Source organism: Proteus vulgaris, assembly GCF_011045815.1.
GTDB lineage: Bacteria > Pseudomonadota > Gammaproteobacteria > Enterobacterales > Enterobacteriaceae > Proteus > Proteus vulgaris_B.
On the sequence record NZ_CP047344.1, the window covers coordinates 1,505,384 to 1,517,140 of the forward strand.

The 11,757-nt window shown below is 37.6% G+C and carries 9 protein-coding genes; 7 read left to right on the top strand and 2 right to left on the bottom strand.

All coding sequences use genetic code 11. The annotated features are described in order from the left end of the window. Positions 1–15 precede the first annotated feature (15 nt). A complete protein-coding gene (gene nfo, locus GTH24_RS06960; protein ID WP_072069934.1) occupies positions 16–858 on the bottom strand; it encodes a deoxyribonuclease IV in 843 nt (280 codons plus the stop codon). Between the two features lie 168 nt (positions 859–1,026). Continuing rightward, the gene (locus GTH24_RS06965) at positions 1,027–2,121 is read right to left on the bottom strand and encodes a YeiH family protein (protein WP_164526140.1); all 1,095 of its coding nucleotides are present in this window, start codon (positions 2,119–2,121) and stop codon (positions 1,027–1,029) included. A gap of 184 nt (positions 2,122–2,305) precedes the next feature. Here GTH24_RS06965 and yieE point away from each other — a divergent pair, with 184 nt between their 5' ends. From yieE to GTH24_RS07000, 7 genes are all read left to right on the top strand, one after another. Then, the gene (yieE, locus tag GTH24_RS06970) at positions 2,306–3,199 is read left to right on the top strand and encodes a DNA-binding transcriptional regulator YeiE (RefSeq protein ID WP_072069932.1); all 894 of its coding nucleotides are present in this window, start codon (positions 2,306–2,308) and stop codon (positions 3,197–3,199) included. 118 nt (positions 3,200–3,317) lie between these two features. Further along, positions 3,318–4,808, top strand: a complete 1,491-nt coding sequence (locus GTH24_RS06975) for an amino acid permease (RefSeq protein WP_115351018.1) — start codon at positions 3,318–3,320, stop codon at positions 4,806–4,808. 566 nt (positions 4,809–5,374) lie between these two features. Next, positions 5,375–6,382: a FecCD family ABC transporter permease gene (locus GTH24_RS06980; protein WP_431311722.1), complete on the top strand. Its 1,008-nt coding sequence runs from the start codon at positions 5,375–5,377 to the stop codon at positions 6,380–6,382. Then, complete coding sequence (locus tag GTH24_RS06985) at positions 6,382–7,164, top strand: ABC transporter ATP-binding protein (protein WP_164526142.1); 783 nt, start codon at positions 6,382–6,384, stop codon at positions 7,162–7,164. The genes GTH24_RS06980 and GTH24_RS06985 overlap by 1 nt, the downstream gene beginning before the upstream one ends. A gap of 171 nt (positions 7,165–7,335) precedes the next feature. Further along, on the top strand, positions 7,336–9,354 hold the full coding sequence (locus GTH24_RS06990) for a ligand-gated channel protein (RefSeq protein WP_072069928.1): 2,019 nt from the start codon (positions 7,336–7,338) through the stop codon (positions 9,352–9,354). A gap of 766 nt (positions 9,355–10,120) precedes the next feature. Continuing rightward, complete coding sequence (locus GTH24_RS22440; RefSeq protein ID WP_071788546.1) at positions 10,121–10,330, top strand: hypothetical protein; 210 nt, start codon at positions 10,121–10,123, stop codon at positions 10,328–10,330. Beyond that, positions 10,320–11,699, top strand: a complete 1,380-nt coding sequence (locus tag GTH24_RS07000) for an APC family permease (RefSeq protein ID WP_072069927.1) — start codon at positions 10,320–10,322, stop codon at positions 11,697–11,699. The genes GTH24_RS22440 and GTH24_RS07000 overlap by 11 nt, the downstream gene beginning before the upstream one ends. The last annotated feature ends 58 nt before the right edge of the window (positions 11,700–11,757 follow it).

An 11,757-nucleotide genomic window follows, 5' to 3' on the forward strand; every position in this document is an offset into this window, starting at 1 on the left:
CAAAGAATACCAAATTTAGGCTTGTTGTGATTTTAACCAAGCGATTTCATCAGGCCAAATATCAGGGTTAATAGTTTCTAAAATTAATGGAATACTGTCAAAACGTGCATCTTGCATAATATAACTGAAAGGAACTTTGCCAATATTGCCTTCACCTAAGCTATGGTGACGGTCAACTCGACTTGCTAATTCACTTTTAGCGTCGTTTAAGTGCATTGCTTTTAAGTATTGAAAGCCGACTATTTTTTCAAACTCAGCAAAGGTTTTTTCACACTCTTCACGGGTTCTTAGATCATAACCAGCAGCGAAGGTGTGACAAGTATCAATACAAACGCCAACGCGAGATTTATCTTCAACACCATCAATAATCGCCGCAAGATGTTCGAAACGATAACCCAAATTAGTACCTTGGCCAGCTGTATTTTCAATAACAGCGGTAACATTTTTTGTTTTTTCTAAAGTGATGTTAATTGACTGAGCTATTTTTTGTAAGCATTTATCAACATCAATTTTATTTAAGTGGCTACCAGGATGAAAATTAAGTAGTTCAATGCCAAGTTGTTCACAACGTTGCATTTCATCTAAAAAAGCGTCTCTCGATTTTTCAAGCGCTTCTTCTTCAGGATGGCCTAAATTAATTAGATAACTGTCATGGGGTAAAATTTGAGAAGGGCCATAACCATAAAGTTCACAGTTCTTTTTAAATTTATCAATGACTTCTGTGGATAATGGAGCGGCTTTCCACTGGCGCTGGTTTTTAGTAAAAAGAGCAAACGCAGTAGCTTTGATTTCATGTGCGCGTAATACCGCCTGATCGACGCCACCAGCAGCACTGACATGTGCGCCAACAAATTTCATTACTTCTCTCCTTAGATTTATTTCACACCACGATAACAAACATACAAGCGTATAACATCATATTGAGATAATAAAAGCAAAAAAGCGCAACTAAAAAGTTGCGCAATAATAAAAAATACTTCTCAAGGCGAAAATTTAAGGGGAGGGTAATTTTTATCGATATTCCTATTAAGACATCAGCACATTTTGAATAAAGATATTAATTATCGCACCACCAAGGGTTAACCAGAAAAATAAGAATAAAGCTAACAATAATGGTTTGATACCGGCTTGTCGAATAGCGCTAATATGCGTTGTTAAACCTAATGCCACCATTGCCATTGCTAATAAAATGGTATCGATAGTCACAATGTAACTAACAATAGACGCTGGAATTAAATTTAAAGAATTGAAACCAGCCATTAAAATAAAGAATACGGCGAACCAGGGAATAGTGATTGGACTTTTTTCAGTAGTTTGTGCGTCATTGTTTGCCTTACTTTTCTTTTTACTTAAATAAGTTGAAAGAATAATTAAGAATGGTGCCAGCATCATTACGCGGATCATTTTACTAATAACGGCTGCATTTTCAGCGTCAGGGCTAATTGAGTGTCCTACGGCAACGACTTGAGCCACTTCATGAATTGTTGAACCTGAAAAAATACCAAAAGTTTCTTCTGTAAATGGTAACCAGCCTGCAAATGCATTTAAATGATAGAACCAAGGATAAAGAAAAATACCAATAGTCCCAAAAATCACAACCGTAGACACCGCAACCGCTACTTGGCTTGCTTGTGCTTTGACAACCGGCTCTGTTGCCATAACAGCCGCCGCACCACAAATACTACTACCAGCACCAATTAAAATCACCGTTTGTTCATCTAGCCCAAAATATTTTCGACCGATCCACATTGCAATAAGAAAAGTCGATGTCAGCATAATTGCATCTATAATTAAACCGGTTGAACCCACATCGGCAATTTGCTGAAACGTCAGTCTGAAGCCATACAAAATAATACCTGTGCGTAATAAATAGTGTTTGGCGAATTTGACGCCTTCATCACTATAGGGTTTTGCAACAGGGTAAAGCGTATTACCAATAATAATACCGAATAAGATCGCCAGCGTTAATGCACCTAAACCCATGTTAGAAAACCACGGGATATCACCAATATAAATAGCAAGCGCAGTTAATACGCCTGTTAATAATAAACCAGGGAGCCAGCGATAAATTGGAGTAACATATTTTTTCGCCAATGTAATAGGTTGACTTTGCTCTGACATAGAAAAACCTTGCTTATATGAATTTTGCATAAGCATATAACAACCAATCTTATTTATTAAACTCATTATTTTTATAATAATAACCAGTAAAACTAATATAGGTGTATTTTCTTAAATGTGCTTGGTATGTTACTGGTTTGTGGATAGTATGTTATTACAATGATGGCTCAAAGGTGGAATGGACATGCGAATTACGTTGCGGCAACTGGAAGTCTTTACTGAAGTTCTTAAAAGTGGTTCTACAACGCAAGCATCACAACAGCTTGCTCTATCTCAATCTGCTGTCAGTGCTTCTTTAACTGATCTAGAAAGCCAATTAGGAGTACAGCTTTTTGATAGGGTGGGAAAACGTCTTGTTACGAATGAACATGGTCGATTACTTTATCCCAGAGCATTATCTTTACTTGAACGTGCAATCGAAATTGAACAACTATTTCAGGCTGGAAATGGAGCTTTACGTATTGCTGCTAGTACCACAATAGGTAATTACATTCTTCCAAAAATGCTGGGTAATTTTCATCGTAATTACCCAGATATTCCATTAGAAATGAGCATTGGTAATACAGAAGAAGTCGTTAAGCTCGTGAGTGAGTTCCGGGTTGATTTAGGATTAATTGAAGGTGCTTGTCAAAGTTCTGAGTTAATTAGCCAAAAATGGCTTCTAGATGAAATGGTCATTTTTTGCTCACCAGATCATCCCTTAGCTAAAGCAACAAAAGTGACTTTAGCTGATTTACAATCAGCACCTTGGATCTTACGAGAAAATGGTTCAGGAACTCGAGATGTTCTTAATCATCTTCTTTTTGCTTCTTTGCCAGGCTATCGCATTGAAATGGAGTTAGGTAATTCAGAAGCGATAAAACACGCAGTTATGTATGAAATGGGTATCAGTTGTTTATCTCGTCGAGTTATTGAGGAACAGATTAATAACGGTTCATTAAAAGAGATAAAAGTAGAAGGGTTGGCATTACAACGTACCCTATATCTGGTGTATCACCGCCAAAAACATGTCTCTGATGCACTGAAAAAACTGCTGACATATTGTAATGCTGAACACTTAATCAGCAATTTTTCATAAATTGCTAATAATTGACGCCCGATTATGAAGGTATCTTATAATCATGGATCCTTGCTATTCACGAACGACAGATTTGCTACAATCCTCGTCAGAAAAGTGAATATAAAAGTGGAATGTTATGTCAGAACAACAAAAAAGTACTGCTAAGTCGGGCGCAGTACAGCAGACTTTGCGCCGAGAATTAAAGGCGCGGCATTTAGCGATGATCGCTATTGGTGGTTCAATTGGTACAGGACTTTTTGTCGCATCAGGGGCTACGGTTGCTCAAGCAGGGCCTGGTGGGGCATTACTCTCTTATGCTTTAATTGGGCTGATGGTCTATTTTCTAATGACAAGCCTTGGTGAGTTAGCCGCATTTATGCCCGTATCCGGCTCTTTCTCAACTTACGGTTCTAAGTATGTAGAAGAAGGCTTTGGTTTCGCATTAGGTTGGAACTATTGGTACAACTGGGCAGTTACCATTGCAGTTGACCTTGTTGCTGCACAATTAGTCATGCTCTATTGGTTCCCTGATGTTGATGGTTGGATCTGGAGTGCTCTATTCCTTGGCGTTATATTCTTGCTTAACTATATCTCTGTAAAAGGATTTGGTGAGGCTGAATATTGGTTCTCTTTGATCAAAGTTTCCACCGTGATTATCTTTATTATTGTAGGTATTGCGATGATCACTGGCATTATGAAAGGAGCTGAAAACGCAGGTTGGCATAACTGGGAAATTGGTGATGCACCTTTTGCGGGTGGATTTGCGGCCATGATTGGTGTCGCTATGATTGTTGGTTTCTCATTCCAAGGTACAGAGTTAATTGGTATCGCGGCGGGAGAATCTAAAGATCCAGCTAAAAACATTCCAAAGGCTGTGCGTAAAGTTTTTTGGCGTATTTTGCTGTTTTATATCTTTGCTATTTTAATCATTAGCTTAATTATTCCTTATACTGATCCAAGTTTATTACGTAATGATGTTGGCGATATCAGCGTTAGCCCATTCACGTTAGTCTTTAAAAATGCAGGATTATTGTCTGCTGCTGCAATTATGAATGCCGTAATTTTAACGGCGGTTCTTTCTGCGGGTAACTCAGGTATGTATGCCTCAACTCGGATGCTATTTACACTAGCAAGAGAAGGCAAAGCGCCAAAATGCTTTGGTAAATTGTCTAAAAATGGTGTGCCACGTAACGCACTTTATGCAACAACCGTTGTTGCAGGTCTGTGTTTCTTAAGCTCAATGTATGGAAACCAAACTGTCTACTTGTGGTTATTAAACACCTCAGGGATGACAGGATTTATTGCATGGTTAGGCATTGCAATTAGTCATTATCGTTTCCGTAAAGGTTATGTAGCACAAGGGCGTGATTTAAATGATTTACCTTATCGCTCGGGTTTCTTCCCAATTGGTCCAATTTTTGCCTTTGTACTGTGTTTAATTATTACATTAGGTCAAAATTACCAAGCATTTTTGGAAGATACAATTGATTGGTATGGTGCTATTGCAACGTATATTGGTATCCCATTATTCTTGTTAATCTGGTTTACTTATAAAATTGTGAAGAAAACCCGTTTTATTCGTTATAACGAAATGGAATTTCCAACACATATTGCGAATAAAAAATAACCGATAATTCAATATATTAAAACGCCTGTTTTGTGATTTAGTTCACATTAAAACAGGCGTTTTTTTATTTTTCAATCTAACCATTATAGAAAATATACAAAATCCTCAATTATATTGGCAATCGCATTGATAATTATTATTATTTGCTTTATTGTTATCGCGTGATTTATTGGCTGATAAATAAAATAGCGGCGCTATTGATTGTAAATAATATGCTTAATGTAATAAGTCTGATCATTGTTAGTCCTTCTATTGCTCATTATAGCAGACCTGTCACTCAGCATAGTATAATAAATTACATAACGAATATGTTTCACCGTATAATGATTTGGCGACTCATTTCTTTGTTAGATAAATAGTCCCTGATTGATAATTTGCTCCATGCAATAAAAAGCATTTGATGAGTTGTACGGTATGCTTTTTCCAACGTAAAACGCAGGTAAAAAGCAGAAGAACGTAAAAAAAGACTAGGTACAACAATTGATATGAGCATTATGCCAGAGCGACTTACCACAGAAGAACAAGCAAAAAGTACATCAGATAATGTAAAGGTACATTATCGAAAAATGATGAATAAACGCATGTTATGGTTAGGCGTAATTGTTTTAATTATTTGTGGTTCGGTGGTGTTAGATTTCACCATGGGACCTTCAGGTTTATCACTGGATAAATTATTAACAACACTTTTTCAGCCTGAGCTTGTTGATGCAGGTTCAAGAGTAATTGTATGGGATATTCGCTTACCTTATGCCTTAATGGCAGTGGTGGTAGGTATGTCGCTAGGGTTAGCAGGTGCAGAAATGCAGACCATTTTAAATAACCCTTTAGCAAGCCCATTTACATTAGGTTTATCAAATGCGGCATCATTTGGTGCGGCATTAGCCATTGTGCTCGGTATTGGTATTCCTGGCATTCCTGATCAATGGTTTATTTCAGCCAATGCATTTCTTTTTGCATTGTTATCAGCCTTGTTATTGGATGGAATTACACGTTGGACTCGTGTTCCGACATCAGGTGTTGTGCTTTTTGGTATTGCCATGGTGTTTACTTTCAACGCATTGGTTTCAATGATGCAATTTATTGCGACAGAAGATACTCTTCAAGGACTTGTTTTCTGGACTATGGGAAGTTTAGCGCGTGCAACATGGATAAAACTTGGGGTTATGGCTGGGGCTTTCGCTGTCATTATAGTGATTTCATGGCTAAGTTCATGGAAACTAACCGCATTACGATTAGGTGAAGACAGGGCGATTAGCTTTGGTATTAATGTAAAACGCTTAAGATTAGGCTCATTACTGCGGATCAGTATTTTAACGGCACTGGCGGTTGCTTTTGTTGGACCAATTGCTTTTATTGGGTTAGTTGCACCTCATATTGCCCGTATGATGTTTGGTGAAGATCATCGTTTCTATTTACCAGCAAGCGCATTAATCGGTGCTTTAGTTTTATCATTGGCGTCGATTGCATCTAAAAATTTAATACCTGGTGTTATTATTCCTGTTGGTATTGTGACATCGCTGGTGGGTGTGCCATTTTTCCTCAGCATGATTTTACGTCATAGAGGGAATATCTAATGATTGAAGGATTAAAAATTCAAGATTTTAGCGCTGGTTATGCTAAACATCTCATCATTAAGGCACTTGATATTGAGCCATTACCTAAAGGAAAGGTCACCGTACTATTGGGGCCAAATGGGAGTGGAAAATCAACATTATTAAGAGCATTGGCTGGATTAAATAAATCATCAGGTGTTATCAGTTTAGATGGAAACGATCTGGCGTCGATGAATTTTGCACAACGTGCCCAAAATGTCGTCTATTTGCCACAAACATTACCAGCAGGTGTTCATTTACATGTTTTAGAATCCATTATTGTGGCGCAGCGTGCTTCTGGTGGATTACATAATGAACATAGTGAAGCTCAGGTAATGCATTTATTACGTCAATTAGGTATTGAGCATTTAGCGTTACGTTATTTAGATGAATTGTCAGGTGGTCAAAAACAATTAGTTGGGCTTGCACAATCATTGATTAGACAACCCTCTTTATTATTATTGGACGAGCCATTAAGCGCATTAGATCTTAATTACCAATATCATGTAATGGATTTAGTTGCTAAAGAAACACACCGTAGAAATATTATTACTGTCGTTGTTGTCCACGATATTAATATAGCCTTACGACATGGTGAACATATATTAATGTTAAAGCAAGGGCAATTAATTGCGCAAGGTGCACCAGATAAAGTTATTACAGCACAAAGCCTTGCTGATGTTTATGGCGTTCAAGGTCGATTGGAATATTGTTCACAAGGAATACCTCAAATTATTATTGATGGTTTAGTGGATAAATTATAGAGAAGTAAAAAAGAAAAAAGTAAATATAGGGATGCAGTAAATAGGGATATAAAAATAATATTAAAATAACTAAGGGTAACTAAATTTTATTTGTTACCTTAATTTCTGAGCAATTGTCGATCTGTCCATCTATATAAAATGTAAAGAATATATATTCTTGGAGAATCGGGAATGGTAGTGTTAAATAAAAATAAAATCGCGCTTGGCGTTGTTGCTGCTATTGCATCAAGTTTTGTAATGACTGCAACAGCTGAAAATGTAGAAAAACTACTTGTTACAACTGCTTCTGGGTTTAAACAAACGGTTGAAGATGCGCCTGCGTCAGTTTCTGTTGTTACACGTGAACAATTAGAAACTAAGTCTTATCGTGACGTGACTGATGCGCTAAAAGACGTTCCTGGCGTATTAGTAACAGGTGGTGGAAGTAGTTCTGATATTAGTATTCGTGGTATGGATGCAAAATATACCATGATCTTGGTTGATGGTAAGCGTGTTGCATCGCGTGAGACGCGTCCTAATAGTGATAACTCGGGTATTGAACAAGGCTGGTTACCGCCTTTACCTGCCATTGAACGCATTGAAGTTGTACGTGGCCCAATGTCTTCTTTATATGGCTCTGATGCAATGGGTGGGGTTATCAATATTATTACCCGCAAAGCGCAAAAAGAGTGGAACTTTAGTTTACGTGCAGACAGCACTATCACAGAGCGTAAAGATTCAGGTAACACTAATCAAGGCAGTTTTTATGCGGGTGGTCCATTAATTGATAATGTGTTGGGCTTGAAAATTCAAGGTCAATATTCACATCGTAGCGAAGACAAAATTGTGAATGGCTATAACCGTCAGATCACAGCAACAGGTGGTGGTACTTTAAGTTGGACGCCTGATGAGCAGAACACGATTGATTTTGAATTTAAAAAAGATAATCAACATCGTGACTCTCGCGTGTGGCATTCTAAATCAGGAGCACCTAGTCGAGGAAAAGCCCCTGAAAGTAGTTTTACTGACTATGAACTGACACATTATGCACTTACTCATGATGGTGTTTATGACTTTGGTACGATGAATACTTATGTTCAGCGTGATGAAAGCCGTAATCCATCCCGTAAAATGGATTATGACGACACAACAGTACGTAATCAGACAGTTTTAATGTTCGGTGATCATACCTTAAGTGTTGGTGCCCAGTATCGTTATGAAGAATTAAAAGATGAAGGGAATAAACTTAAAGGTAGCAATAAATTAGACCGTTATAGTTGGGCACTATTTGCTGAAGATGAATGGGCGATGACCAATGATTTCGCTTTAACGGGCGGTTTGCGTATGGATAAAGATGAAAACTTTGGTACACACTGGACACCTCGTGTTTACGGAGTCTGGCATCTTGCTGACGAGTGGACATTAAAAGGTGGGGTATCTACCGGTTATCGTTCACCTGATTTACGTCAAGCAACAGCATCATGGGGACAAGGTACGGGTGGTGGTAACTATGATGCGGTTATTTATGGTAATCCAAGCTTAAAACCTGAAAAATCAGTTACCGAAGAAATCTCGATTATTTGGGATAACCGTGAAAACCTGACAGCAAGTTTTGGTCTGTTCAATACCGACTTTAAAGATAAGATCATGGAAGAGCGTCGTTGTGATAGCCGTACCAATAAAGACGGCTCTAAAATGACGGATCTACGTGATTGTACATTAGCAGATGGTGTCGGAAATAGTGGTGGCCCTTATGACTTTGTAAGCGATAGAACGAACGTAGATAAAGCTAATATGCGTGGTATTGAAGCCACCTTTAACTGGACAATATCACCAGAGTGGAATTTAGCGGCTAACTATACTTTTACAGATACTGAACAAAAAAGTGGTGATTTCAAAGGTAAGCCATTAAATAAACAGCCACGTCATATGGCTAATGCAACTTTAAACTGGGAAACAACGCCAGAAATGGAAACATGGGCGCGTATTAACTTCCGTGGTAAAACCTCTGATTACTTATCACGCACCTCTATGTCACATGGTACGCCTTCTTATGCATTTGTTGATATTGGTACCAGCTATAGCTTAACCAAGCAATTAAATGTGATTGGTGGTGTTTACAATGTGTTAGATCGTCGTATTGACCAAGAACATTTTAATACTACATTAGAAGGTCGTCGTTACAATATTGGTCTGAACTATAACTTCTAATTAATTACCCCTCAGTTTGTGTCATTAAGACTCCACTTGTGGAGTCTTTTTTTATCTCTTATTTTCTTTTATTTGCTCAGAATTAATACTGGAAAGTTTAAATGTTGAGGTCTATATTTAGCTCAATAAATTATCTTATCGATCGCTTTATTCTGATTACCAGATTGTTATTTCTACGTATTATTTATCGTTTGTCCTTAATTTGTTTACTTACATTTTTATTGTGCGAAATAACCCTATAAAAAATAGATGTTTTTTATTAAAAAATGTTTTATTTGAAAAATGGCAATGGATTTTAACAAAACCATATCATTAGTCTTATTAATGTATTTTAAATGCTTTATTTTGATGATTTGATATTGATGGTAAATTTAAATTCGCTCTTAGTCTTATTTATCAATTGGTTGTATGTGTGTTTTTTTTATTGTTATGCTATTTTTTTAAATGTTTGCATTTCAATATTTGTGATAAAAGCACGAACATTGTTAATTAAATGTGGCGTTATATGTTGACTTAGTTTGCGAATTGAAAAGATCGTAAAAAAAGAGGGCTTTTTGATGAAAATGTATTGCTATTTAAGTCTGAGACGTGCAAAATGCGCCCACTAAAAATATGACTGATGCGTTTAAAGTGCATCGGTTTTTTTTTGCATTTTTATTTATTACTACACCAAGAGGTCAGATTCATTTGAGTCTGAATAGATAACATAATTTGATTAGCAGCCAGCCCCTTAGAGAAAGGGTTGTCATGATAGAGGAATGCTAATATGGTACAATTATTCTCTTTCGCAGTCGGGCCAAACGGCACCTGCGGTAATGATGACTACGGAGCACGGCGTCTCCTAAACACATACACATCCTTAAAAACTTCATTCTATTCTGTTTATAGGCAGATGCGAAGTCTTCCCAGTAACTGTCGGTTGAGTTTATTGAATACTCAAACCGAAGTTATGGGAGGGTTCGCGAATGTCAGATAACGTCATCTCCTCTATCGGCACTAACCAAACTGGTGCTAACAATCGAGTTCAACTACGTAAAACCTTGACACTGATGCAGGTAGTCATGATGGGGCTTGCTTTTTTACAGCCTATGACTATTTTCGATACATTTGGTATCGTTTCTGGCATTACCAATGGTCACGTAGCAACATCGTATGCAATTGCTTTAGTTGCAATTTTATTTACCGCAGTAAGTTATGGAAAATTAGTTAAGCGTTTTCCATCAGCCGGCTCGGCGTATACTTATGCTCAAAAATCCATGAGTCCATATGTGGGCTTTATGGTAGGTTGGTCTTCTTTACTCGACTATTTATTTATGCCAATGATCAACATTTTATTGGCGAAAATCTATTTACAAGCAATATTCCCGGGTGTTGAACCGTGGATCTTTGTATTTGGTTTAGTGGCTTTAATGACGTTCTTTAACCTACGTGGTATTAACGTTGTTGCTAACTTGAATACAGCAATTGTTATTGTGCAAGTTGCAGTAATGGTTGTGTTTGTAGGGTTACTTATCCACGGTGTATATAACGGAGAAGGTGCAGGGGAGTTATGGACCTTTAGACCATTTGCGTCTGTTGATGCAGAAGTTATACCGATGATAACTGGAGCAACAATACTCTGTTTCTCATTCTTAGGTTTTGACGGTATCAGTACATTATCAGAAGAGACACCAAATGCAGGTAAAGTTATCCCTAAAGCGATTTTCTTAACAGCGCTGATTGGCGGGATTATCTTTATTGCGGTTTCTTACTTTTTACAACTGTATTTCCCTGATATTTCACGATTCAAAAATCCAGAAGAATCACAACCAGAAATAATGCTGTATGTTGCGGGAGCTTTATTCCAGTCCATTATATTAGTGTTCTCTTGCGTAACAGTATTAGCATCAGGTATGGCGGCTCATGCAGGTGTTGCTCGTTTACTTTATGTTATGGGACGTGATGGGGTATTCCCAGAGAAGACTTTTGGTTATGTACACCCTAAATGGCGTACCCCAGCATTTAACGTGCTATTAGTGGGTTTCTTAGCCTTAGGTGCAGTGTTCTTCGATTTAGTCACTGCAACGGCATTAATTAACTTTGGTGCGTTGGTTGCGTTTACTTTCGTGAACTTGTCTGTAATTTCACAGTTCTATATTCGTGAGCGCCGTAATAAAGGAATAATGGACCACATTAATTACCTGATATTACCTATTATTGGTGCAGCGACAATGGGGGTCTTGTGGATAAACCTTGAGCCAGGTTCTATGGAATTAGGCCTTGTTTGGGGCGCTATTGGTATACTTTATATGGTGTGGATCACGCGTCGTTTCCGTCGTCCAATGCCACAGATGCCAGAGAAGTAATATTCTAAGAATTGTCATTATGATAAATAAAATGGCCTCAGTAATGAGGCCATTTTTT

Coding starts and splice junctions, on each gene's coding strand:
- GTH24_RS06975 (WP_115351018.1), top strand. CDS start 3,318: ATGTCAGAACAACAAAAAAGTACTGCTAAGTCGGGCGCAGTACAGCAG.
- yieE (WP_072069932.1), top strand. CDS start 2,306: ATGCGAATTACGTTGCGGCAACTGGAAGTCTTTACTGAAGTTCTTAAA.
- GTH24_RS06990 (WP_072069928.1), top strand. CDS start 7,336: ATGGTAGTGTTAAATAAAAATAAAATCGCGCTTGGCGTTGTTGCTGCT.
- GTH24_RS06965 (WP_164526140.1), bottom strand. CDS start 2,121: ATGTCAGAGCAAAGTCAACCTATTACATTGGCGAAAAAATATGTTACT.
- GTH24_RS06980 (WP_431311722.1), top strand. CDS start 5,375: ATGATGAATAAACGCATGTTATGGTTAGGCGTAATTGTTTTAATTATT.
- GTH24_RS07000 (WP_072069927.1), top strand. CDS start 10,320: ATGTCAGATAACGTCATCTCCTCTATCGGCACTAACCAAACTGGTGCT.
- GTH24_RS22440 (WP_071788546.1), top strand. CDS start 10,121: ATGGTACAATTATTCTCTTTCGCAGTCGGGCCAAACGGCACCTGCGGT.
- GTH24_RS06985 (WP_164526142.1), top strand. CDS start 6,382: ATGATTGAAGGATTAAAAATTCAAGATTTTAGCGCTGGTTATGCTAAA.
- nfo (WP_072069934.1), bottom strand. CDS start 858: ATGAAATTTGTTGGCGCACATGTCAGTGCTGCTGGTGGCGTCGATCAG.